The organism is Clostridium sp. FS41 (assembly GCF_000954015.1).
In the GTDB taxonomy this organism is placed as follows: domain Bacteria; phylum Bacillota; class Clostridia; order Lachnospirales; family Lachnospiraceae; genus Enterocloster; species Enterocloster citroniae.
Genome location: NZ_JYHN01000067.1, coordinates 55,837 through 79,026 on the forward strand (window position 1 = coordinate 55,837; position 23,190 = coordinate 79,026).

Here is a 23,190-nt window from a genome sequence, read left to right on the forward strand (position 1 = left end):
AATAAAATTGAAAAAGGACGGATTTTATCATGACAACCAATGAAAAAGCATTGCTCCTTCACGAAGAGTGGAAAGGCAAACTGGAAACAGTGTCAAAAGCAAAGGTAGCATCCAGGGAGGACCTGGCCCTGGCCTATACGCCCGGTGTGGCTGAGCCCTGTAAGGCCATTGCCCAGGACCCTGAGGCCGCCTATCTCTACACCATCAAGTCCAACACCATTGCTGTTGTATCTGACGGCAGTGCGGTCCTTGGTCTTGGGAATATCGGTCCCCTGGCCGCCATGCCTGTGATGGAAGGGAAATCCGTCCTGTTTAAGGAATTCGGCGGAGTCAACGCGTTTCCCATCTGCCTGGACACCCAGGATACAGAAGAGATCATTGAGACGGTTGTACGCATCGCGCCTGCATTTGGAGGCATCAATTTGGAAGATATCGCTGCTCCCCGCTGCTTTGAGATCGAGGAAGCCTTAAAAGAACGCCTGGATATCCCGGTATTCCACGATGACCAGCACGGAACAGCCATTGTGGTCCTGGCCGGTGTCATCAATGCATTAAAGGTAACCGGCCGCAGAAAAGAAGAGTGCCGTGTGGTTGTAAACGGCGCGGGTTCCGCTGGCGTGGCCATCACCAAGCTGCTTTTAACCTACGGCTTCCCCAACATTACCATGTGCGACAAATCGGGAATCCTGCGCAAGGGGGCCGAAGGCCTTAACTGGATGCAGGAAAAGATGATGGACGTGACCAACCTGGAGCGCAGGACAGGCTCTCTGGCAGATGCCATGAAGGGCGCGGACATCTTGATCGGAGTCTCAGCTCCCGGTATTGTGACCTCTGACATGGTTGCCTCCATGAACAAGGATGCCATTATATTTGCCATGGCCAACCCTGTTCCGGAGATCATGCCGGACCTGGCAAAGGCTGCCGGAGCGCGGGTGGTTGGCACGGGACGTTCCGACTTTCCCAACCAGGTCAACAATGTGGTCGTATTCCCCGGGATCTTTAAGGGGGCCCTGGAGGGGCGGGCAACTGCCATTACGGAAGAGATGAAACTGGCTGCCGCCAACGCGATTGCGGGACTGGTGGATGAAAAGGACCTGAATGAGGACAATATCCTTCCTGAGGCCTTTGACCCCAGGGTTGCCCGCATGGTAAGCCAGGCTGTAAAGGATCATATCTGAGAATAAGGGATAACCTGATGGAGTGTGTATAATATGCTGACTGAACCTATGACTTTATATAAACTGATGAATCTTTATATGTTAAAGCAGGTGAATTTTCCTCTCACCAACGCTCAGCTGACCAACTTTTTTACGGAGCATGAGTACACCACATATTTTACACTCCAACAGGCCTTGAACGAACTGGAGGATGCCGGACTGGTCCGCAAGGAGGCCAGCCACAACAGCACCCGCTATGACATTACCAAGGAAGGGGAGGAAACCCTTAATTTCTTTGGCAAGAATATCTCCTCCGCCATCATAGAAGACATGGACCAGTATCTGAAGGAAAACAAGTTCCGTCTCAGGGAAGAGGTGGGCACCACCGCCGACTTTTACAGAGGGACCAACCAGGACTACATTGTACACTGCGAGGTGCGCGAGAACAAAACCACCCTTATACGGCTGGATCTGTCCGTTCCCGACAAAGAACAGGCTGAATCCATGTGCAATACATGGAAAACAAAAAGCCAGGAGATTTATGCGCATGTAATGCGCTCTCTTCTATCCTGACTTTGTCTTATGATCCTGCCGGTCCTATGTTAGGTGGAGCTGATATGCTCCTTGAGCAGGTCCAGGATCTGCCGTGTACTAAAATCCGGATTCCGCTCACAGATGTCATAGATCATACCGCAGTATTTTAAATCTGTCCCAAGATTTTTTATAATCCAGGTTCTGGATTGGCCGGCGTTTCGCAAACGCTGGATCTTGGCTATAAGGAACAGGCGGTCCCGCTCTTCTCCGGGATCTGCCTGTTTTTGCTTTTTCTGTTTTTGGCCGTCCTGGTCCGGCGCCTTCTTCTCACAGGCCTTCTGCTTATAGCGCTTTTGCTGTTTCTCGTACCTGCTCACCTTGGTCTTTTCCATCTGGGCCATGGCTGCTCCAGGAGTTCCATACCCCTTCTCCAGCCAGATAGTCTCCACCTCATAAGCTCCGTCCTCAATGGTCATCACCGCCATGGACAGAGGCAGGGTGGACCGCTTATAGCCGCAGCTTCCCGGGTTCAGCCAAAGCCTTCCGCTGATCTCCTGCTGATAATACATATGGGAATGACCGAAGACAGCCACCTGCACGCCCTGAAGGGAACTGGGGATATCCACCCTCTCATGGGCCATGATAAACTTAACTCCCCCGATCTCAAACCGCTTCACATTGGGAAGGCCTCCCGACCAGCCCCTGTCATTGTTCCCCCTGACCGCAAACAGGGGCTGGCTGACATCCAGCTTATGATACAGCATCTGATTGTCAAAATCACCTGCGTGGATGACCATATCACAGGTCTCAAGGATCCTCTCCACCTCAGGACGGAGCACGCCATGGGTATCTGCCATGACTGCCACCCGTATAGGTCCCGCTTCCATCAATCGTACCTCCCGGTCATTTCCCAAACAGTGCCTGGAACAGAGGATCCTGGGAGGGCAGATGGACCACATATCCCACCGGGACCTTGTTTCCTGTTGCCTCAATCACCCTGCGGGCTCCCTCTTCCTCAAAGGCGCCGCAGAGTTCAATGCAGTCCACCCCCTGGTCACATAACTCTCTGGCCGTCCGGCAGGCCTCATCCATGTTTGACACGCCGATCATCTGCACCGTTCCCCCATGCATAAGGGCCCTGTCCGTATCCGGGTCAAACTGACCCATGATCATAAATGCAAATTTCATATCATATTTCTCCCCCTCAATTACAGATTGCTCTCAATCAGATCCCAGATCTCATCCCGCCCCTGTTTGGTCTCTGCGGAAAACGGGATAAGGATCCCCTCCTTCTCCATCCCAAGCCCCTGGCGGATCATTTTTACATGCTTTTGGATCTGGCTGCGGTTGATCTTATCCAGCTTTGTGGCAATGATCACTGGATGATATCCATTGTAGATGATCCAGTCATACATCATCTTGTCATTGGCAGACGGCTCATGGCGGATATCCACCAACAGGAACACCATCTTGAGCATGGATGAGTTTTTCAGGTACCGTTCGATCATCTTGCCCCATTTTTCCTTGGCTTCCAGGGCGACCTTTGCATAGCCGTATCCTGGAAGATCCACATAGTACAGGGCGTCATTGATATTGTAAAAATTTATGGTCTGTGTCTTCCCCGGCGATGAGGAAGTCCTGGCATATGCCTTCCGGTTCATCAGCGCATTGATCAGAGAGGATTTTCCCACATTGGATTTGCCTGAAAATGCAAATTCCGGCAGAGTATTCTCCGGCAGCTTGCTGGTGACGCCGCACACAGTTTCCAGATTTACGTCTCTAATAATCATATATTAATCTCCTCACCATTCCCAGAAACCGGAAATGTTCTTTACAACGCGGTATTCGCCGGCAGAAATGCCTCCTTGACCACGTCCTCCATTGCCTTTACAAACACGATCTCCAGGCCTTTTGTTATCTCTTTGGACAATTCGCCAATGTCCGGCCTGTTTTTATCCGGCACCAGCACCTTGGATATATGGGCCATCTTGGCGGCCAGTATCTTTTCCTTCAATCCGCCGATTGGAAGCACCCGGCCTCTTAAGGTGATCTCACCTGTCATGGCCACCTTGGCAAAGACGCGCCTTCCCGTAACAGCGGAAAGCATGGCCGTGGCCATGGTGATGCCGGCGGAGGGCCCGTCCTTTGGCACGGCACCCTCGGGAATATGGATATGGAGGTCATGCTTTTCAAAATAGTCGTCCGTCACCCCATACTGCGGGCAGACGGAACGCACATAGGTCAGGGCTGTCTGGGCCGATTCCTTCATCACATCCCCCAGCTGTCCTGTCATAAGGAGATTTCCCTTACCGGGCATTACATTCACTTCAATCTGCAGGGTGTCGCCTCCCACGCTGGTCCAGGCCAGGCCCCTCACAATGCCCACCTGGTCCTCCTCGTTGGCATCCTCAAAGGTGACCTTTTCCTTGCCCAGGTATTTCTCCAGATTATTCTCCGTGATACGGATGGATTTACGGTTGTCCTCCAGGAACTGTCTGGCGGCTTTCCTGCACACATCCCCAATGCGCCGTTCCAGATTGCGGACGCCCGCCTCCCTGGTATAGTTGTGGATGATCTTTCCCAGGCTTTTATCTGAAAATGTGATCTGGCTGACCTTTAAACCATTGCGCTCCATCTGTTTTCCCACCAGGTAATCCCTGGCAATATGGAACTTTTCATTCTCCGTGTAGCTGTTCACCTCGATCAGCTCCATACGGTCTAAAAGCGGTCCCGGAATGGTCTGCGTGGTGTTGGCAGTTGCTATGAACAGGACCTGGGACAGGTCGATGGGAACCTCCACATAATGGTCCCTGAACTTTACATTCTGCTCACCGTCCAGGACCTCCAAAAGCGCCGATGAAGTATCTCCCTTGTAGTCACTGCTCACCTTGTCGATCTCGTCCAGCAGCATCAGCGGATTGCTGACACCAGCCTGTCTCATGCCCTCCACAATACGGCCCGGCATGGCGCCCACATAAGTCTTTCTATGTCCCCGGATCTCCGCCTCATCCCGCACGCCCCCCAGGCTGATGCGCACATATTTCTTATTCAGTGCACGGGCAACGGAGCGGGCAATGGATGTCTTCCCTGTTCCCGGAGGTCCCACCAGGCAGATAATGGGGCTGGTGCCTTTTTTTGTCAGAGTCCTCACTGCCAGGTATTCCAGGATCCTTTCCTTGACCTGCTCCAGGCCGTAGTGGTCCTCATTGAGTATCTTCTGGGCATGTCGGATATCGTCATTGTCCCTGGACATCTTTTTCCAGGGCAGGTCTAACAGGGTTTCAATGTAAGTGCGCAGCACATTGCCTTCCTGGCTTCCGGCCGGCATGGTGCGGAACCGCTCGATCTCTTTGTGTAGCTTTTCCTTCATTTCCTTGTCGGCTTTTATGTTGTCCAGCTTTTTCTGGTACTCGTCAGCTTCTGAGAGAGGATTGTCCTCGCCCAGCTCCTGGCGGATGACCTTCATCTGCTCCCTGAGGATGTATTCCTTCTGGTTTTGGTCAATATCGGACTTCACCTTTTCCTGGAACTCTTTCTTAATCCTATATATTTCCATCTCTGTCATAAGGGTATGCATCACTACCTCATACCTGGCTGACAGGGAACTGTTTTCCAATACGGTCTGACGGATGGTGTAATCCCACGGAAGCTGGATGGCAATCTGATCCAGCATTTCACCCAGGCCGCCCACCGCCAGTAAATTGGGAAGGATTTCCTTTGTGATCTTAGGATTCACCCTTCCATATTCTTCTAATTTGTCTCTTACGATGCGCAGCATGGCCTCCTGGGTCAGATGGTCCAGCTCGTCCTCCTCCACTTCAATGGAGCCGATCTCGCCAATGAGTGCAGGTTCCTCGGAATCCAGACACAGCAGTTCCCCCCGTTCCAGTCCTTCTACCAGTACCCTTACCACTTTGCCGGGAAGCTTTACCAACTGCTTTACAACGGCAATGGTGCCCACCTGATACAACTCCCCCAGCTCCGGTTCCACGATCTCAGGATGTCTCTGTGCCACGAGAAAGAGCCTCTGGTCTCCCACCATGGCCTTCTCCACCGCTGCCACTGACTTAGGCCTGTTGACATCAAAATGCAGTACCATTCCCGGAAGTATGGTCAGTCCCCTGAGGGCCACTACCGGCATTATAATCACTTGTTCTCCCATTCTTAAACTTCACCTCTTGTATTTAAAACCATCTAAAAAGCCGCTGCAATACAGGTGCCGGGCGGAGCCAAGATCAGCGCTCTCCCCGGGTCATATCTGGTTTGCAACGGCCCTTTCTCTTTGTCTAAATTGTCACAGAAACTTACCTCACCTATTCCCGTCCACTGGGACCGGGATGGCTTTCTCAGGCAATCTCACCAGTTTTGTTGTCTCCCCGCATTCTGTCAGACAGAGGCTTACGGGCAGAAGCAGGCGGCATATCGCGGTACACAAGTTCCGGCTGTCCTGTCTTTTTTACAACCTCCCTGGTAATGGTACAGATCCCGATGGTATCATCCGATGGGATCTCGTACATCAGATCCATCATCACGGACTCAAGGATGGAACGCAGTCCCCTGGCGCCGATCTTGCGGTCCACTGCCAGCTGTGCGATCTCCTCAAGGGCTTCCCTGGTGAATTCCAGCTTTACATTGTCCAGCTCAAACAGCTTCTGATACTGCCTTGTGAGAGCATTCTTCGGCTCGGAAAGGATTCGCACCATGGCGTCCTTGGTAAGCTGCTGAAGGGAAACCATTACCGGAACACGGCCGATAAACTCAGGAATCAGACCAAACTTGGTAAGATCCTTTGGCTCAACCTTTCTCAGCAGGTCGTCAATATTCATATCATTCTTATTGACTACCTCCGCATTAAAGCCAATGGAACCGGCGCTGAGGCGCTGTTCCACGATCTTCTCCAGACCATCAAAGGCACCGCCGCAGATAAAAAGGATATTGGTGGTGTCGATCTGGAGGAGCTCCTGGTGGGGATGCTTCCTTCCTCCCTGAGGAGGAACACTGGCAACGGTTCCTTCCAGGATCTTTAACAGTGCCTGCTGAACGCCTTCACCGGATACATCCCTTGTGATGGACACGTTCTCAGACTTCTTGGTGATCTTGTCAATTTCATCAATGTATATGATACCGTACTCAGCACGGGAAATATCATAATCAGCGGACTGGATCAGCTTTAAGAGAATGTTCTCCACGTCCTCGCCCACGTAGCCGGCCTCTGTGAGAGCCGTTGCATCCGCAATGGCAAATGGGACATTCAGGATCTTGGCCAGTGTCTGGGCCAGGTAAGTTTTACCGGAACCAGTGGGACCAACCATGAGAATATTGCTCTTCTGCACATCCACGTCCATGTTCTGGCAGGATGTAACTCTCTTATAATGGTTGTAAACAGCCACAGACAGCACTTTCTTGGCTTCGTCCTGTCCAATGACATATTCATCCAGAAATGATTTGATTTCCTTGGGTTTCAGAAGGCGGATGTCTGCCAGTGAGGGGGATGATGCATCTTCCTGTCCCTCCAGCTCTTCCTCCAGGATCTCTGAGCACAATTCAATACACTCGTCACAGATATACACATTGTTGTTGCCTGCTCCGGCAATCATCTTCCGTACCTGATCCTGAGTCCTTCCGCAGAAGGAGCAGCGGATCGTGTCATCTGGTCTAATCGGCATACTTTACCTAACCTTTCATTCATTTCCGTCTTTTAGTGATGCTCAATGATCTCATCAATAAGACCGTATTCCTTCGCCTCCGCGGCAGACATGTAATTGTCACGCTCCGTATCGCGCTCAATCACCTCAATGGGCCTGCCTGTGTTGGCTGCCAGGATATCATTTAACTTTTTCCTGGTCTTTAAAATATTCTCCGCCACGATCTTGATCTCTGTGGCCTGGCCCTTTGCGCCGCCGGATGGCTGGTGGATCATGATCTCTGAATTGGGAAGTGCGAAACGCTTGCCCTTTGCGCCGCCGGCCAGGAGGAACGCTCCCATGCTGGCTGCCATACCGATACAGATGGTGGACACATCACACTTGATGTAATTCATGGTGTCATAGATCGCAAAGCCTGCGGAGACAGAACCTCCCGGACTGTTGATGTACAAATGGATATCCTTGCCCGGATCTTCAGATTCCAGAAATAAAAGCTGTGCCACCACAAGGCTTGCGGACACGTCATTTACTTCCTCTCCCAGAAATATGATTCTCTCTTTTAACAATCTTGAATAGATGTCGTAGGAACGCTCTCCACGGCTGGTCTGTTCAATGACATAGGGTACTAAACTCATATTAACATCCTCCTGTCCTTAGAACTATTATATGCTTACAGAAACCCGGGAGATTTACAGCACAAAAAAAGCATGCCGTAAACCCCCCGTTTCATATCTTTCCACGATTCTTTTTATCGTGGACTTTCCAGTCTTTCCACGATTCGTTCTATCGTGGACTTTCCAGTGTGAATTATACCAGTTTTGCTTCAGCTACCAGGAAATCCACTGCTTCCTGAACAGCAAGATCTTCCTTCATCTGGTCTTTATCATGATCTGACATGTATTCCTTTAACTTGTCAGCTTCCATCTGGTAAGATGCTGCCATCTTGGCGATCTCCTCATCCAGTCTTTCATCTGAAACCTGGATGTTCTCTGCCTTAGCAACCTCTTCCAGAACCAGTCTGGTCTGGATCCTCTTCAGTGCCTGAGGCTGCATCTGCTCCCTCATGGATTCCATGGTCATGCCTGTATACTTCATATACATCTCCATGGACAGGCCCTGACTCTGCATACGGCGGGCGGTATCCTGAACCATGTTGTCGATCTGACCTTCAACCATCTTATCCGGGATCTCCATGGTTGCATTGGCAACAACCTTTTCAATCACCCTGTTCTCATTCTCAGTGGCAGCTTCTTTCTGCTTCCTCTCAAGAATCTTTGCCTCAATATCCTTTTTGTATTCATCCAGGGTATCAAACTCGGAAACTTCACCTGCAAACTCGTCATCCAGTTCAGGCAGTTCCTTTACCTTGATCTCCTTTACGGTCACCTTAAAGGTAGCCGGCTTGCCGGCCAGTTCAGCTGCATGATACTCCTCCGGGAAGGTTACATTTACTTCGCACTCTTCTCCGATGTTCTTGCCAATCAGCTGCTCCTCAAAGGTATCGATGAATGAGTGGGAACCAATGGTCAGAGCATAATCCTCTGCCTTGCCCCCGTCAAATGACTTGCCGTCCACAAATCCCTCGAAATCAATGACAGTCTGGTCACCGTCAGCAACCGGTCTGTCCTCCACGGTGATCTGTCTTGCATTCTGCTCCTGTACTCTCTTAAGCTCTGCATCCACATCCTCGGCTGCAACTGCTGCTTCTGCCTTCTCCACTTCAATGCCCTTGTACTCACCCAGGGTCACCTCTGGTCTGATGGCTACAATTGCGGTATAGATGAATGGCTTGTCCTTGCCGATCTGCTCAACGGAGACCTCTGGTCTGGATACGATCTCCAGTTCGCTCTCGTTCATGGCCTGCATGCAGGTTGCATTGATGGCTTCGTCAGCAGCATCCTCATAAAAAATGCCCTCACCATACATCTTTTCAATCATGGCTCTTGGTGCTTTGCCCTTGCGGAAGCCTGGAATATTGAACTTATTCTTGTTCTTATTGAAGGCTTTTTTCATTGCATCCTCAAACTGCGCTGTATCTACCTCTATAGTCAGTTTGGCCATGTTCTTTTCCAATTTTTCTACTTGTACACTCATTTTTACGGGTTCCTCCTTAAAATATATGTGATTCGCCCATGATCCCTGAGGGCGCTACACTTCAATGTACCATTATAGCATGCTCAAAATAAAAACACCAGCATTTTTTTACAATATCATTGAAAATCATTGAAAATATGTAACAGTTCTGGACGGCTCGTCTTCTTGACCGGAAAAGCCGGTCAAGAAGAATCGGATGTCCATCCGATGTGAAAATGGGTACAAAAACGGACGTATAAGCAAGCTTAACTCCCGCTCTTGCACCCATTTTCCCGCCGTCCTGTACGGTTACGAAAATATCATAAAAAAACTCCCCTTCTGTCCCCGGCCCCACACCGGGGCAATGCAAGAAGTGGAGTTTTCTGGTGCGCACCCTATCCCCGGCTGTGCTGGATGGATGCAGCTATTTTCTGCGCCTGCTGCGGTCCCTGAAGCAAGCGGATCAGTTCAAGGCCAAGATCCAGGGCATATCCAAGCCCTCTGGACGTGGTGATGTTCCCGTCTGTCACAACGCCCTGGCTTGTGTAGGATACCCCGGTGAGCTGTTCTTCAAATCCGGGATAACAGGTTGCCGTCCTGCCCTTTAAAAGCCCCATGGACCCCAGGACGCTGGGAGCTGCACAGATCGCCGCCACTCTTCTGCCCTGCTTGTTGGCCCGTTCGATCGCTTCTCTCAGGCCTTCATGGGCCTTCAGGTTGTTGGTCCCGGGCATGCCCCCGGGCAGGAACAGCACGTCCGCCACATTGGGATTCACTTCCTCAAACAGCGCATCCGCCATAAACCGGATCCCATGGGAACCTGTAACTTCCATTGCTCCTGTAATGGAAACCATTGTTACATCCACTTCAGAACGGCGAAGCACGTCCACTACCGCAAGACATTCAACCTCTTCCAGTCCTTCTGCAAGAAATGCATAAACCTTTGCCATGATTATCTCCCTTTCTTACCACTATGCATATTATTTTATCATTTTAGCCTTTTCCTGAAAATTGATAAATGATATGATAGTAAAATGGAAAAAATATAATTCCTTAGTAAAATCCACTAATTGCATTATGTATACAATATCAGGAGGGTATTTATGGAAATCGAACGGAAATATCTGGTTAAGCAGGTCCCTGAAAGCTATGAATCATTTCCCTGCCATGCCATTGAGCAGGCTTATCTGTGCACCGGTCCGGTGGTGCGCGTCCGCCGAGAGGACGACAGTTATTATCTCACGTACAAGGGTAAAGGGCTTTTATCCAGGGAGGAATACAACCTGCCCCTGAACGAGCAGGCCTACCGCCATCTGCTGGCAAAAGCCGATGGTATCATACTTACCAAAAAGCGCTATCTCATTCCCGTGGAAGGCGCCGGCCATCTGACCATTGAGATGGATGTGTTTGAGGGCTCATACCAGGGTCTTGTCCTGGCCGAGGTGGAATTCCCCACAGAGGAGGAGGCCATGGCCTTTAAGGCGCCTGAATGGTTCGGAAGAGATGTCACCTTTTCCGGTGAGTTCCAGAACAGCCGTCTGGCCTGTGGAGATACAAACATACCCTGCAAACAGGTTTGATCTTGTTCCAAACCGGTTCGCAGGGCACGTTCTTTCCGCTTTTATCAATTTGATTTCATCATCATTATTTCATCATCCCCAGGATGATCACCAAAACAAACAGGGCGCACAAGCAGCCAATGATGATGTTCATGGTCCTTACGGACACATGGATATGTTCGTACAGGCGCTCTTTGGGCGAGAGATTCTGGAGGCGTTCATTTTCTTCCTTCAGCCTCCGGTTTTCCTCGGCCAGTTCTTCCAGGTTTTTCATTTCATCCATATTCATTACTTCTTGGCAATGTATTTCCTGATATCCAGGGCAATAGCAACCACGATAACGATACCCTGTGCTATGTACTGGTAGTTAGTGTCAACGCCCAGATACTGGAGACAGGTTTTCAGGATTTCAAATACAAGCACGCCGATCAGTACACCGGACACACGTCCGATACCGCCGTTTACAGAAACACCGCCGATGGTACAAGCTGCAATGGCTTCCAGCTCCCAGCCTTGGCCCATGTTAACGGAGGAGCCGCCGGACTTGGCGCCTACCAGGAAACCGCCCAGAGCGTAAAGGGCCGCTGCCGTGATGTAGATGACGATCTTAGTTCTTTTGGTGTTCACGCCGGATACTTCCGCAGCCTGCTCATTGCCGCCGATGGCGTACATATATTTGCCGTGAGGCGTCTTATTGTAGATGAACCACATCACAATACCCACCACAAGGGCTATGATGAACAGGTATGGTATCATTCCAAAGAGTTTGCCCTTGGCAACCTCTGTGTAAGCTGCGCGGTAACCGCCGATGGGGGTTGCATCCGTATATACAAGGCAGACGCCGTATACGATCAGCTGCATGCCCAGTGTGCCGATGAATGCGGGAACCTGAAGGAAGGAAACCACCAGTCCGTTGATGCATCCGAAAATACCGCAGATGGCGATACAGATCAAAAGCACTACAAAGACCCACCAAATACCAAAGTCAGGAAGATTCTCCCAGAATTTACCACTGTAATCCGGTTTCTGCAGCAGAGTACCTGCAATACACGCAGAAAGGCCTACCATACGTCCTGCTGAAAGGTCGGTGCCCTTTGTGATCAGACAGCCTGATACACCGCAGGCAATGATAAAACGGGGAGCCACGTTCAAGGCAATATTGTTTGCGTTTCCGGTTGAAAAGAATGTGGGCTGAAGAATACCTGTCACAATGGCAAGAATGATCAGAACCATAATAATACCGTTATTGATAAGAAAATCAACTATATTAAATTTTTTAGCTGTCATGACTTAAACCTCCTGTTTGGAATCGTTCTTTGATTTGCCCTGAAGATCAAACTGTGTCGCATAGGACATGATCCTCTCCTGGGTCGCTTCCTCGCCTTCCAGTTCCCCGGTAATGTGACCGTTGCACATAACGATGATCCGGTTGGACATACCTATAAGCTCAGGCATTTCAGATGAAATCATGATAATGGATTTTCCCTGTTTCACAAGGTCGATCATGATCTGGTAGATTTCATATTTGGCGCCTACGTCAATACCTCTGGTAGGCTCATCCATAATCAGGATATCAGGGTTGTTGGCAAGCCATCTCGCTATGATAACCTTCTGCTGGTTACCACCAGACAAGGACTGGATCAGTGTCTTGCCGCTGGGTGTCTTGATACTCAGTTTCGCAATGCTGTCTTTCACTACCTCATCCACTTTTTTCTTATCGATCTTGCCCAGATGGGTGTAATTATTATAGGAGGCAATGGCTGTATTGTCCTCAATGCTCAGGCATCCGATGATCCCGGTACCGCGGCGGTCCTCCGTGATCATTCCCACAGAGTCGTGGATGGCATCCTGAGGCCGCCTGATGGCTGCCTTTTTGCCCAGGATCTCAATCTGCCCACTGGCAATGTGGCGCATTCCGAAGATTGCTTCCATAAGCTCAGTTCTCTGAGCGCCTACCAGCCCGCCGAAGCCAAGGATCTCCCCGCGCTTCAGTTCAAATGAACAGTCCTGGAAGGAACGCTCATGAATGCTGCACAGATGGTCCACCTTGAGCACGGTCTCCTCTGTCCTGTAATCATCCTTGGGAGGATACACATTAGTCAGCTCACGTCCAACCATCTGCTTAACGATCTCATCATCCGAGATATCCTTTACCTCCCAGGAACCCACGTAGGTACCGTCACGCATGATGGTGATGTCATCTGCGATCTGACGGATTTCCGCCATCTTATGGCTGATGTATATCATAGAAACGCCTCTGGTCTTTAAATCCCTTACGATACGGAAAAGCGCTTCTACTTCGTTATCAGTCAGTGATGAGGTCGGCTCATCCAGAATCACAAGCTTTGCGCTCTGGCTCACTGCCTTGGCTATCTCCACTGACTGCATCTGTCCGATTGAAAGTGTCCCTAATTTTGCCTTGGGATTAAAACTCATTTTAACATCTTTTAACCACTTCTCGGCCTCGCTGTTCATGACCTTGTGGTCTACCATCTTAAAGGGGCCAATTCCCTTCATAGGGTATCTGCCCAAATACATATTCTCTGCAATGGAACGCTCCGGTATGGGCTGCAGCTCCTGGTGCACCATTGCCAGTCCTTTGTGAAGTGCGTCATCCGGGTTCGTGATCTCCACTTTCTCCCCATCGATGAAGATCTGCCCCTCATCCATTTTATAAATGCCGAATAGGCATTTCATAAGAGTCGATTTACCTGCTCCGTTCTCACCCATCAGCGCATGAACGGTTCCGGGACGTACTTTCAAGTTAATACCATCCAGTGCCTTTACGCCAGGGAAGGTCTTGCTGACCCCTACCATTTCCAGTCTGTACTGATCTGCCATCCCGTTACTCCTTTCAAATACATTCTAATTTATATACATGGCCGCATCCCCACAGCCGTCCTTCTTCAAAAAATCGGGTGTGTCGGTGGACACACCCGGTTTCAATCACTAGATGTTAATTATTACTTTAACTGATCCAGAATCTGCTGAGCATTGTCCTTGGTAACCTTGATATAGTCTACCATGTTAACCGGCTCTACTTTCTCACCCTTCAGGAACTGAACTGCGCTGTCAGCCGCCATACGAGCCTGTGAGAAGTGATCGTTAAATACGGTACCTGTCTGCTTGTCTTCCAGTACGTTCTGAACAGCCTCTGTAAGAGCGTCAACACCTACCAGATAGATGTCTTCGTTAACCTTGCGGTCAGCTGCCTCGATTGCCTGTAATGCGCCCAGTGCCATAGCATCGTTGTTGCAGAAGATAACTTCAATCTTATCGCCGTACTGGTTCAGAGCATCCTGTGCAATCTGCTGAGCCTTAGCCTGATCCCAGTCACCGCGCTGCTTTAACAGTTCTTCTACTTCCACGCCGGCATCGGTAAGAGCCTTAACGGAGAATTCGGTTCTGTACTGAGCATCTACGTTCTCAGGATCGCCCTGGATCATGATGTAGGAAACTTTGCCATCCCCGTTGATATCGCCCTTGTTGGATGTCTCAAGGATTTCCTCGCCCTGGTATGTACCGGACTGTCTAGCGTCACAGCCAACGTAGGTAGCGTTGATGCTTTCGCTTGCCCATCTCTCTTCCTCAGCTACATCCGGCTCACGGTTGATGAATACAACCGGGATCCCGGCATCTTTACACATATCGGTGATCTCAGGTGCGGAAGAAGCCTGCACCAGGTTCAGGATCAGAACATCATACTTCTGTGTGATGAAGTTCTGGATCTGGTTGGTCTGCTCTGCCTGATCGCCCTTGCCGTCCTGGATAACTACGTTCTCTTTCTTGAATCCAAGATCCTCTGTGAGATATCTCTCCAGCTCGGTCCTGTACAGTGTCATGAAGTTGTCATCAAACTTGTAAATGCTGATGCCTACCTTCTTATCAGCAACATCTGTTGCATCTCCAGTCGCCTCTGCCGCTGTGGTAGCTGCCTCGCTGGCTGCTTCTGAAGCCGCCTCGGTTGCTGCCTCGGTCTTTGCCTCTGTTGGGGCTGCTGTGGTTTCTGCCGGTTTGCTTCCGCATCCTGCCATGGACAGAACCATCATGGATGCCATTGCAACTGCTGTTGCCTTCTTAAATAATCTCATGCTATAAATCCTCCCTTACATAAAGTATTATTTTGCCGTGATCAGGAATATCCACAATGGAGTAAACCGCAAGCGGGTTTGGTGGTTTTTCCTTAACGACAAGCATATTATACGTCCGGATTATGCATTTTTCCATATGATTTTCTAAGAACCATTATAAAATTTCTTTGATTTTTAGCGTATGATTCGTTTTTTTTTATATTTTCTCTTATTTTTTTCGCATTTTATCTTCCATATATTGCCAAAAACGCCTTGTGCATATGTTTTTTATGCCATATTGCACAAGACGTTCCCATCCATATCCCCTATCTTTGCTTTGTCAATGCAATTTGGGGACACCAGTAATATTTGCCGTCCTCCAGGTCCACCTTGTCCTTCACGTCCTTTCCCATGGCAAGGCTGGAGGCAATATCAAAGATCACACTTGCGTATTTCTGCTTGTCCGACTCCACGGTGCCGAAGAGCTTTCCTTCTTCCAGCGCCTCCTGGCCCACGGGCGTGCCATCGATCCCCACCAGCTTGATGGAATTTCCCACAATCCCCTTCCGCTCCATGGCATCAATGGCTCCCAGGGCCATATCGTCATTGTTGCAGATCACAAGTTCTATCTGACCCGGATATTCGTCCAGCCACTGGTCCATCAGCGCAGATGCCTGGCTGCGTTCCCAGTTGGCGATCCCGCCTGTGATCTTTTCCAGGGGGACGCCGCCGTCCTTTAAAGTCTGGATGGACCACTCGGTGCGGATCAGGGAATCCTGATGGCTGGTCTCCCCCTCCAGCAGCACGTAGCTGACCATGCCGTCCCCATTGATATCCAGGGTTTCCGGATTCTTCCTGTATGCATCAACCAGGATCTGTCCCTGAAGGACCGCGGACTCCTTGGCGTCCGCCCCCACATAGTACAGTTTCTCCCAGCGGTTCATATCCTCCTCCACCGGTTCCCTGTTAAAGAACACCACGGGAATTCCGGCCGCCATGGCCTTGTCAATGATAATGGAGGCCGCGGACCGGTCCACGATATTTACGCATAGGGCATCGCAGCCCAGGGAGATCAGGCGCTCCACCTGGCTGTTCTGGGTATTCTGGCTGCTCTTTGCATCCATAATGTCCAGCGTCACCTTGATCCCGGTCCCCTGTTCGTATTCCTTTGCCTGCTTTTCCAGGGCCGTACGCAGGGTGCTGATAAATGTGTCATCCCCCCTGTACAGCAGAACGCCGATGCGCATGGAGGTTTTTTTCTGCGTACTAGCCTCCTGCCCTTTGCTGTAAGACCATATCCCCCACAGGACAGCTAAAGCAACAAGGCAGACAGCGCCTCCGTAAAACCAGTGTTTTTTCATAACATCCTCCCTGCTCCTTGGCATACTTCTCAATCATTCCGGAAGTACACCTTGTCATTCAATGGGATAAAACATTTTCTCATACTGCTTATCCCACATGTTCTCCTTATTGACATAGACGGCATCCAGCTGCGTCTGCTTTCTCTGCCTGCTGCCCTGAATGGCTTCCACCGCCCGTTTCACGCTGAGATACCCCATATCGAACTGATTGTATGCGGCAAGTCCGTCTATGATCCCCTTGTCCAGTCCCCCCAGTATGGAGGTGGTGCTGCCAACCCCGTAAAGCCCTGCCACATGAGCCTGGTACACCGTACTTCCGTCCACGATCTGGTTGACCTCATTCAGGGACTGGGTGTCCAGGGCTATGACGGTGATCCGCCCGTCCCCCGGATACACGGTCTCCTCAATGGCCTGCCTGTAGGTGTCATCCGTTCTCTTTTCCACCAGCCTGTAGGTAAATCTGTGGTCGTCCAGCACCGACCTCACCCCATCATATACATTGGTATTATCCCCATAGGACAGGCCCTCGGTGAAAAGATATACGGGCACATCGGAAGGCGCCTGGGCCGTCACTGCCAGGGCCGCCAACTGCCCCATCCCAAAGCTGTCCGCCGCAATGGTATCCACCACGCTTTCACTGGGCACCGGCGCCCCCAAAAGAATGATGGGGCAGTTGGGGCTCATGGCATCCAGCGCCATCACGGTTTCCGCCTCATTTACAGGGGACAGTATAATGGCCTTTGCCCCATCGCGTATCTCCCTCTGGACCAGTTCCATCTGCTGTTCCTGGTCGTTGGTGGCATAAAGAGTGATAAAGCTGACATCACCGTGGAATTCCTCTGCCGCCATCTCCATTCCCTTCTTAAAATTAACGTAATAATCATCGCTGGCATCCTCTATGATCACGGATATGGGCAGGATCTCCACCTTTTTTTCCTTGATGATCAGGTCCGTGGAGGACATGAGAAAAAGGAGGATCAGCACGCCGGCATAGATGCACCAAAGAAGTTTTTCCTTATTTGACATATCATACCTCCTTCTTCAGGTCCTCGTAGGGCACAGCAGGCAGGTGGGCTGTCACCGTGGTTCCCTCATCCGGCTCCGACCGGATCGCAAGCCCGTAGCCGCTGCCAAAATAGAGCCTGATGCGCTCGTTCACATTCTTAACCCCAATGCCGGACCCTCTGCGGGAAGGCGCATGGTCTGCTGCTGAGAACAGGCGCTCCACCTGCTCCTTTGTCATGCCAAGTCCGTTGTCGGACACGCTCATGTACAGATCCTCCTCCCGGCGCCACGCCCGGATCCGTATCTCCCCATCCCCGTCCATGAACTCCATCCCGTGATAGATGGCATTTTCCACCAGGGGCTGCAGCATCAGCTTCAGGCTGGCCAGATCCATCACATCCTCATCCGCCTCTATGGTGTAGGTGAATTTATTCTTATACCGCATGTGCTGGATCATCAGGTAATTGCGCACATGCTCCAGCTCATCCCTGACAGGGATGATACTTTTTCCTTTGCTCAGGCTGATGCGGAAAAACCTGGCCAGGGCCGTCACCACCTTGACGGCCTCGGACTGCTTTTCATTTTCAATCATCCACACAATGATATCCAGTGTGTTATAGAGGAAGTGGGGATTGATCTGGGACTGGAGGGTGTCAAATTCGCTTTTGCGCTTGGACTCATGCTCGGCCACAATATCATTCATCAGGCGGCGTATCTGCCTGGCCATGTTCTGGATGGATGTGCCCAGATGCTGTATCTCATAAGAGCCCACCATCTTCACCTCCGCTTCCAGGTTTCCCTCCTCGATCTCATTTACTGCCTTTTCCAGTTCCTTAATCGGGTCCGTGATCCTGGTGGAGATGTAGGAGTTGATAATGGAAAGAATGAACAAAACAAATGCAATGATAAAAATGATCAGGAGCTTTGTCTTGATATTGTTAAGGGACATCCCATCCAAGGGTGTGACGCCCACGATCTTCCAGCCCGTATATCCAACGGTCTTTACAGTGACGATCCGCTTTTCTCCGCCAAATACGGTCTCATAATTCCCATCCCTCAGCCCGGCTGCCTCCAGGTTGTTTTCCTGGGCCAGACCTGAGTCTATGAGCTGGGCCCTGGGATGATAGATGATCTCCCCGTCACTGCTGATCAGATACACGTAGCCCCCGTTTCCCAGGTTCACCCCGTCAAAAAGCTGCTCCAGGCTGTTGTATCGGATATCGATGAGCAGGACCCCCTGGTCCGTGGAAGGCCCCTGGGTGATCTCCACTGCCCTGGAAAGGGAAATGACCCAGCGGTACTGGTTTTCGCTGGCATCAAAAATAGTCTGCACATGGGGCGTGGAGAAATGAAGGTTCTCCGTCTTTTCCAGGGTGTATTGAAACCAGTTTTCAGACCTCACATCCACATTGGTCTTTAAACGGGCCGCGGGAACGGCCTCCAGCATCTGCCCGTCCTTGGACAGCAGGGCGATATTTTCTATATTATCCTTATTATTGTCATACAGCAGTGTGATCTCGCTGCCAATGGAACCGTCCGACAGGTCCGCATTCTTTATGACGCCGTAATACAGGGAATCGGACAGCTTCATGACCGTGCGCAGATAGGAGTCCATGGAACGGTTGATCTGGTTGATCAGGATCTGGTTCTCCTCCTGAATGGTAGACGCCATCTGGCCCGACAGCCTGGTGTACAGGGAGACGCCGATAAACACGCTGGCCGCCAGGGCCGTCAGGGTAAAATATATGAATATGATATACCGGATACTGGCCTTTTGCAGATTGAGTTGCTGCTTTTTAAAAAGCATGGTCTTACTCCTTATTTAGTTCCCCTGAACTTTGTGGGGGAGATTCCAAACCGTTTCTTAAACACATAGCTGAAATAGTTCTGTTCCTGGTAGCCCACCTTGGCGGCAATGATATATGTCTTGTCATCGGTCTTGCCCAGAAGTTCCACAGCCTTATCCAAACGCACCTCGGTCAGGTATGCAATGTAGGCCTGTCCTGTTTCCTTCTTAAACATGGTGGAAAAATAGGCCGGGCTCATGTGCAGATGGCGGCATATCTTTTCCACTGAAAGCTCCGGATCCTGGTAATTGTCCATGATATACTGCTTGGCCTTCTGGATTACCTGCTTCATGGTGTTGTCACGTTCCTGGTTCATCACCTGGTTCATGCGCAGGGACGCGGACAAAAGCCATTGGCTGAAATCCTCCCGTTTCTGCATCCTGGGTATGATGGCAAAGGTATCCTCCCTTTCAGACCCTTCTTCCAGCAGCTGTTCCATATCCAGGTCATATTGCTGTATCATCTGTACAATACTGCTGGACACGCTGAGCATGTACGCCTGGCACTGGCGGAAATGGACTTTGGCATCGCTCATCTTGTCAATAATGGTCTGGACCGCTGCCTCTATCTTTTCCCTTGGTCCGAATTTGATGGCGGATATCAGCTCTGCCTCATCCTTGCCGTCAAATTGGAGTTTTCCGCTGCTCACCGGCTCCACGTCATTGATATAGATGGTGCTTCCGCTGCCCACAATGGCTTTATATCCAAGGGCATCCACAGCCGCCTTATAGGAACTGCTGATATCGGAAAGCTTCTGGCATCCGTGCCCTATGCCGATGGTGATGGGCACCTCCAGGATCTTCCTGGTTTCCTTGCACACATCACCCAGCACATCGATCAGTCCGGTCTGGCTGTTTTCCTCATCAATTGCCGCAATGACCGCGATCTCAGACTCCGCGGTGCGCGCTGAAGTGGCCAGGGCGCACCGGCAGTAATTCTTAAGCTTTTCTTCCACAAGCTGCATCACGGATATGGGGATCAGGTCCTTTTCCTTGTGCAGGGGAAGCAGGACACCGTCCCGGATCTCCTCAGGCTCTATATCAATGGCCGCGGCCACCCACTTTTTGGCGCCGGAAAGGGGGATCGCATACTCCCTCAGCTTGTCCTCCACCTCCGTCTCAGGCATGGGATAACTCACCAGTTCATTTAAGAACTGCTCCCTGAGGATGGGCAGGCTTTTAATATAATTTTCCCGCAAAAGGTTTACATTCCTCTTCTGCTCGATCTCCTCATCCAGGTTGGCTTTGATCCGCTTTAAGATGGCTGTCAGCTCCTCCACATTGACCGGCTTAAGTATATACTCGGTCACGTTCAGCTTAATGGCCTGTTTGGCATATTCAAAATCATCATACCCTGAAAAGATCACGATCTTAATGGAGGGATATTTCTGGCGCACCCGTTCCGCCAGGGTCAATCCGTCCATGTATGGCATGCGGATATCCGTAAGGATCAGGTCCGGCTCCAGGGCTTCCACCTTTTCCAGGGCATCCTCTCCGTTCTCCGCATCCCCCACCACCTTAAAACCGGCCTCTGTCCAGTTTATTTTTCTTATAATACTCTGTCTGACTTCCTCCTCGTCATCCACCAGAATGATCCTGTATAAATCCATGTATGAACGCCCCTTTTCTTCGTAGTGATCAAACCGATCGTACCCTCAGCAGACAAGGGTATCCTATCAAATTATACAATGAGTCCCTGTATTTTGCAATTGCCGGAAATGTCCGGGCTGCTTATGATGTATGATAAGTATAAATAATATATCAATCATATTGTCCTTCACTGCTAATATATGTTATGATTAGTCCTGTAACAGACAGAATTATAGACCAAAAATAAAGAGGTACTAGCATGGGCGGAATATTTGGTGTTGCATCTAAGAACAGCTGTACGCTGGATTTATTTTTTGGAGTGGACTATCACTCCCATTTGGGAACAAAACGGGGCGGAATGGCCGTGTACGGCGAACAGGGATTTACCCGGTCCATACACAATATTGAAAATACTCCCTTCCGCACGAAATTTGATGGAGATTTAGCTGAACTGGAAGGCTACCTGGGAATCGGCTGTATTTCCGATAACGAACCCCAGCCCCTGCTGATCCAATCCCACCTTGGCAGTTTTGCCATCACCACCGTGGGCAAGATCAACAACCTGCAGGAACTGGTACAGGACGCTTACCAAAACGGTCATATCCATTTTATGGAAATGAGTCACGGGAGGATCAATGCCACGGAACTGGTGGCAGCCCTGATCAACCAGAAGGCCACACTTGTGGAAGGGCTCCTCTATGCCCAGGAACGGATCGAGGGCTCCATGACCATACTGATCCTGACCCCCCAGGGAATTTACGCTTCCAGGGACAAGTACGGCAGGACTCCTGTTATGATTGGAAAAAAGGAGGACGCCTTCTGTGCTTCCTTTGAGAGTTTTGCATATATCAATCTGGGCTATTCCGACTATATGGAACTGGGACCCGGAGAGATCGTATACATCACGCCAGAGAGCGTGGAGACCCTGAGTCCTCCAAGGCAGGACATGAAGATCTGTGCTTTTTTGTGGGTGTATTACGGTTACCCCACCTCCACCTACGAGGGAGTCAATGTGGAGAACATGCGCTACCAATGCGGAAAGCTTCTGTCCCGGCGGGACGAGTCCCAGCCCGATATTGTCGCAGGCGTGCCTGACTCAGGCATTGCCCACGCCATTGGTTATGCCAATGCGTCAGGGATTCCCTTTGCCCGTCCCTTTATCAAATATACTCCTACCTGGCCCCGATCCTTCATGCCCCAGAACCAGGGGGACAGAAACCTCATTGCCCGCATGAAGCTGATCCCTGTGAATGCGCTGATCCGCGGCAAAAAACTGCTGCTGATCGATGACTCCATTGTAAGGGGCACCCAGCTGGGGGAGACCACCCAGCTGCTCTATCAGAGCGGCGCCAAGGAAGTGCATATCCGTCCCGCATGTCCTCCTCTGATGTACGGCTGTCCCTATCTGAACTTTTCCCGATCTTCCTCTGAACTGGATCTGATCACCAGGAGGATCATAAAGGACAGGGAGGGCGACTGCGTATCCGACCAGCTCCTTGCCGATTACGCCGACCCTGACAGCAGGAATTACCGGGAGATGGTGGAGGTGGTCAGGAACCATCTGGGCTTCACCTCACTGCGCTATCACAGGCTGGACGATCTGGTGGAAGCCATCGGAATCTCCCCCTGCAAGCTCTGCACCTACTGCTGGAGCGGCAAAAAATAATATTATTTTATCTGGTACAGGAGGGCATTGCATATGGCGGCAGCCACATTGCTGCCCCCCTTTCTTCCCCTGGCCACAATATAGGGGGTATCTTCCAATGTGAGGACCAGTTCCTTGGACTGCACCACATTCACAAATCCCACAGGAGCACCGATGATCAGCGAGGGCTTTATCCGTCCCTCCTTTACCAGCTCATAGAGACGTATCAGGGCTGTGGGGGCATTGCCTATGGCAAATATACAGGGGCGCGTACCCTCCGGCGCCCCAAACAGCCGGACTGCTTTTTCCATGCTGGCAACCGCCCTGGTGCACTCCCTTTCTTTTGCCTCCCTGGCAATATCCTCATCCGCCATAAAGCAGAGCACCTCTGCTCCCAAAGCAGAAGCCGCCCTTTTATTGATCCCGGATTTTCCCATGTTCGTGTCCGTTATAATGACCGCCCCCTGCTTCAGGGCTTCCATGCTTTTTTTTACCGCATGGCTGGAAAATACCAGGCTGTCCGCATATTCAAAATCAGCCGTGGTGTGGATGGCGCGTTTGATGACCAGTTCATTCTCCGGATCCAGCCTGATCCCCATGTGGTCCAATTCCTGCTGTATCAGTTCAAAGCTGCGGCGCTCGATCTGGGAAGGAAGCACCTGTTCCAACTGTATGTTTAACATTTTGTGATTTCTCCTTTTCCGG

Annotated in this window: 21 protein-coding genes; 4 read left to right on the plus strand and 17 right to left on the minus strand. The window is 50.7% G+C overall.

Translation table 11 applies throughout. The features are described 5' to 3' along the window. The first annotated feature begins 29 nt into the window (after positions 1–29). Both CLFS41_RS20035 and CLFS41_RS20040 read left to right on the plus strand, forming a co-directional pair. A complete protein-coding gene (locus CLFS41_RS20035) occupies positions 30–1,178 on the plus strand; it encodes a malic enzyme-like NAD(P)-binding protein (RefSeq protein ID WP_007864020.1) in 1,149 nt (382 codons plus the stop codon). A 33-nt stretch (positions 1,179–1,211) separates the two neighbouring features. Then, positions 1,212–1,730 carry a DUF4364 family protein gene (locus CLFS41_RS20040; RefSeq protein WP_007864018.1) on the plus strand — a complete coding sequence of 173 codons (519 nt, stop codon included), beginning with the start codon at positions 1,212–1,214 and terminating at the stop codon, positions 1,728–1,730. A 29-nt stretch (positions 1,731–1,759) separates the two neighbouring features. Here the strand turns inward: CLFS41_RS20040 and CLFS41_RS20045 are convergent, their stop codons facing one another. From CLFS41_RS20045 to CLFS41_RS20085, 8 genes are all read right to left on the minus strand, one after another. Beyond that, the gene (locus tag CLFS41_RS20045; protein WP_045093271.1) at positions 1,760–2,578 is read right to left on the minus strand and encodes a metallophosphoesterase family protein; all 819 of its coding nucleotides are present in this window, start codon (positions 2,576–2,578) and stop codon (positions 1,760–1,762) included. Positions 2,579–2,594: 16 nt separating this feature from the next. Next, positions 2,595–2,879 (minus strand): DUF6506 family protein, encoded by a 285-nt coding sequence (locus CLFS41_RS20050; RefSeq protein ID WP_007864014.1) that lies wholly within the window; start codon positions 2,877–2,879, stop codon positions 2,595–2,597. Between the two features lie 20 nt (positions 2,880–2,899). Next, the gene (gene yihA, locus CLFS41_RS20055) at positions 2,900–3,481 is read right to left on the minus strand and encodes a ribosome biogenesis GTP-binding protein YihA/YsxC (protein ID WP_007864012.1); all 582 of its coding nucleotides are present in this window, start codon (positions 3,479–3,481) and stop codon (positions 2,900–2,902) included. 41 nt (positions 3,482–3,522) lie between these two features. Beyond that, a complete protein-coding gene (lon, locus tag CLFS41_RS20060) occupies positions 3,523–5,853 on the minus strand; it encodes an endopeptidase La (protein WP_007864010.1) in 2,331 nt (776 codons plus the stop codon). Between the two features lie 184 nt (positions 5,854–6,037). Continuing rightward, the gene (clpX, locus tag CLFS41_RS20065) at positions 6,038–7,357 is read right to left on the minus strand and encodes an ATP-dependent Clp protease ATP-binding subunit ClpX (protein WP_007864007.1); all 1,320 of its coding nucleotides are present in this window, start codon (positions 7,355–7,357) and stop codon (positions 6,038–6,040) included. A gap of 32 nt (positions 7,358–7,389) precedes the next feature. Further along, positions 7,390–7,971, minus strand: a complete 582-nt coding sequence (clpP, locus tag CLFS41_RS20070) for an ATP-dependent Clp endopeptidase proteolytic subunit ClpP (RefSeq protein WP_007864005.1) — start codon at positions 7,969–7,971, stop codon at positions 7,390–7,392. A gap of 172 nt (positions 7,972–8,143) precedes the next feature. Further along, entirely contained in the window at positions 8,144–9,430 is a 1,287-nt protein-coding gene (tig, locus tag CLFS41_RS20075; protein WP_007864003.1) for a trigger factor, read from the minus strand. 374 nt (positions 9,431–9,804) lie between these two features. Continuing rightward, on the minus strand, positions 9,805–10,359 hold the full coding sequence (locus CLFS41_RS20085) for a DJ-1 family glyoxalase III (protein ID WP_007864002.1): 555 nt from the start codon (positions 10,357–10,359) through the stop codon (positions 9,805–9,807). 153 nt (positions 10,360–10,512) lie between these two features. Between CLFS41_RS20085 and CLFS41_RS20090 the strand changes: the two genes are divergently transcribed. Further along, complete coding sequence (locus tag CLFS41_RS20090) at positions 10,513–10,989, plus strand: CYTH domain-containing protein (RefSeq protein ID WP_045093272.1); 477 nt, start codon at positions 10,513–10,515, stop codon at positions 10,987–10,989. Between the two features lie 64 nt (positions 10,990–11,053). Here CLFS41_RS20090 and CLFS41_RS20095 read toward each other — a convergent pair whose 3' ends face one another. From CLFS41_RS20095 to CLFS41_RS20130, 8 genes are all read right to left on the minus strand, one after another. Next, the gene (locus CLFS41_RS20095) at positions 11,054–11,251 is read right to left on the minus strand and encodes a hypothetical protein (protein WP_227161075.1); all 198 of its coding nucleotides are present in this window, start codon (positions 11,249–11,251) and stop codon (positions 11,054–11,056) included. A 5-nt stretch (positions 11,252–11,256) separates the two neighbouring features. Beyond that, positions 11,257–12,255: a hypothetical protein gene (locus CLFS41_RS20100; RefSeq protein ID WP_045093274.1), complete on the minus strand. Its 999-nt coding sequence runs from the start codon at positions 12,253–12,255 to the stop codon at positions 11,257–11,259. 3 nt (positions 12,256–12,258) lie between these two features. Next, positions 12,259–13,809, minus strand: coding sequence for a sugar ABC transporter ATP-binding protein (locus CLFS41_RS20105; protein ID WP_045093275.1), 1,551 nt, complete (start codon positions 13,807–13,809; stop codon positions 12,259–12,261). Positions 13,810–13,931: 122 nt separating this feature from the next. Beyond that, positions 13,932–15,059 carry a galactose ABC transporter substrate-binding protein gene (locus CLFS41_RS20110; protein ID WP_045093276.1) on the minus strand — a complete coding sequence of 376 codons (1,128 nt, stop codon included), beginning with the start codon at positions 15,057–15,059 and terminating at the stop codon, positions 13,932–13,934. A gap of 305 nt (positions 15,060–15,364) precedes the next feature. Then, positions 15,365–16,399 carry a galactose ABC transporter substrate-binding protein gene (locus tag CLFS41_RS20115; protein WP_007863996.1) on the minus strand — a complete coding sequence of 345 codons (1,035 nt, stop codon included), beginning with the start codon at positions 16,397–16,399 and terminating at the stop codon, positions 15,365–15,367. Between the two features lie 54 nt (positions 16,400–16,453). Next, a complete protein-coding gene (locus CLFS41_RS20120; protein ID WP_045093277.1) occupies positions 16,454–17,425 on the minus strand; it encodes a substrate-binding domain-containing protein in 972 nt (323 codons plus the stop codon). Position 17,426: 1 nt separating this feature from the next. Beyond that, complete coding sequence (locus tag CLFS41_RS20125) at positions 17,427–19,211, minus strand: sensor histidine kinase (RefSeq protein ID WP_045093278.1); 1,785 nt, start codon at positions 19,209–19,211, stop codon at positions 17,427–17,429. 11 nt (positions 19,212–19,222) lie between these two features. After that, complete coding sequence (locus CLFS41_RS20130; RefSeq protein ID WP_007863993.1) at positions 19,223–20,860, minus strand: response regulator; 1,638 nt, start codon at positions 20,858–20,860, stop codon at positions 19,223–19,225. A 239-nt stretch (positions 20,861–21,099) separates the two neighbouring features. On the opposite strand from CLFS41_RS20130, the gene CLFS41_RS20135 reads away from it, so the two are divergent. Next, on the plus strand, positions 21,100–22,506 hold the full coding sequence (locus CLFS41_RS20135) for an amidophosphoribosyltransferase (RefSeq protein ID WP_007863992.1): 1,407 nt from the start codon (positions 21,100–21,102) through the stop codon (positions 22,504–22,506). A 2-nt stretch (positions 22,507–22,508) separates the two neighbouring features. On the opposite strand, the gene CLFS41_RS20140 is transcribed toward CLFS41_RS20135, so the two are convergent. Then, the gene (locus CLFS41_RS20140) at positions 22,509–23,168 is read right to left on the minus strand and encodes a precorrin-8X methylmutase (protein ID WP_045093279.1); all 660 of its coding nucleotides are present in this window, start codon (positions 23,166–23,168) and stop codon (positions 22,509–22,511) included. Positions 23,169–23,190 lie beyond the last annotated feature (22 nt).

What these genes read in the sequence shown, in the direction of transcription:
- CLFS41_RS20035 (WP_007864020.1), top strand. Translation starts at nt 30, where the DNA reads ATGACAACCAATGAAAAAGCATTGCTCCTTCACGAAGAGTGGAAAGGC.
- CLFS41_RS20040 (WP_007864018.1), top strand. Translation starts at nt 1,212, where the DNA reads ATGCTGACTGAACCTATGACTTTATATAAACTGATGAATCTTTATATG.
- CLFS41_RS20045 (WP_045093271.1), bottom strand. Translation starts at nt 2,578, where the DNA reads ATGGAAGCGGGACCTATACGGGTGGCAGTCATGGCAGATACCCATGGC.
- CLFS41_RS20050 (WP_007864014.1), bottom strand. Translation starts at nt 2,879, where the DNA reads ATGAAATTTGCATTTATGATCATGGGTCAGTTTGACCCGGATACGGAC.
- yihA (WP_007864012.1), bottom strand. Translation starts at nt 3,481, where the DNA reads ATGATTATTAGAGACGTAAATCTGGAAACTGTGTGCGGCGTCACCAGC.
- lon (WP_007864010.1), bottom strand. Translation starts at nt 5,853, where the DNA reads ATGGGAGAACAAGTGATTATAATGCCGGTAGTGGCCCTCAGGGGACTG.
- clpX (WP_007864007.1), bottom strand. Translation starts at nt 7,357, where the DNA reads ATGCCGATTAGACCAGATGACACGATCCGCTGCTCCTTCTGCGGAAGG.
- clpP (WP_007864005.1), bottom strand. Translation starts at nt 7,971, where the DNA reads ATGAGTTTAGTACCCTATGTCATTGAACAGACCAGCCGTGGAGAGCGT.
- tig (WP_007864003.1), bottom strand. Translation starts at nt 9,430, where the DNA reads ATGAGTGTACAAGTAGAAAAATTGGAAAAGAACATGGCCAAACTGACT.
- CLFS41_RS20085 (WP_007864002.1), bottom strand. Translation starts at nt 10,359, where the DNA reads ATGGCAAAGGTTTATGCATTTCTTGCAGAAGGACTGGAAGAGGTTGAA.
- CLFS41_RS20090 (WP_045093272.1), top strand. Translation starts at nt 10,513, where the DNA reads ATGGAAATCGAACGGAAATATCTGGTTAAGCAGGTCCCTGAAAGCTAT.
- CLFS41_RS20095 (WP_227161075.1), bottom strand. Translation starts at nt 11,251, where the DNA reads ATGGATGAAATGAAAAACCTGGAAGAACTGGCCGAGGAAAACCGGAGG.
- CLFS41_RS20100 (WP_045093274.1), bottom strand. Translation starts at nt 12,255, where the DNA reads ATGACAGCTAAAAAATTTAATATAGTTGATTTTCTTATCAATAACGGT.
- CLFS41_RS20105 (WP_045093275.1), bottom strand. Translation starts at nt 13,809, where the DNA reads ATGGCAGATCAGTACAGACTGGAAATGGTAGGGGTCAGCAAGACCTTC.
- CLFS41_RS20110 (WP_045093276.1), bottom strand. Translation starts at nt 15,059, where the DNA reads ATGAGATTATTTAAGAAGGCAACAGCAGTTGCAATGGCATCCATGATG.
- CLFS41_RS20115 (WP_007863996.1), bottom strand. Translation starts at nt 16,399, where the DNA reads ATGAAAAAACACTGGTTTTACGGAGGCGCTGTCTGCCTTGTTGCTTTA.
- CLFS41_RS20120 (WP_045093277.1), bottom strand. Translation starts at nt 17,425, where the DNA reads ATGTCAAATAAGGAAAAACTTCTTTGGTGCATCTATGCCGGCGTGCTG.
- CLFS41_RS20125 (WP_045093278.1), bottom strand. Translation starts at nt 19,211, where the DNA reads ATGCTTTTTAAAAAGCAGCAACTCAATCTGCAAAAGGCCAGTATCCGG.
- CLFS41_RS20130 (WP_007863993.1), bottom strand. Translation starts at nt 20,860, where the DNA reads ATGGATTTATACAGGATCATTCTGGTGGATGACGAGGAGGAAGTCAGA.
- CLFS41_RS20135 (WP_007863992.1), top strand. Translation starts at nt 21,100, where the DNA reads ATGGGCGGAATATTTGGTGTTGCATCTAAGAACAGCTGTACGCTGGAT.
- CLFS41_RS20140 (WP_045093279.1), bottom strand. Translation starts at nt 23,168, where the DNA reads ATGTTAAACATACAGTTGGAACAGGTGCTTCCTTCCCAGATCGAGCGC.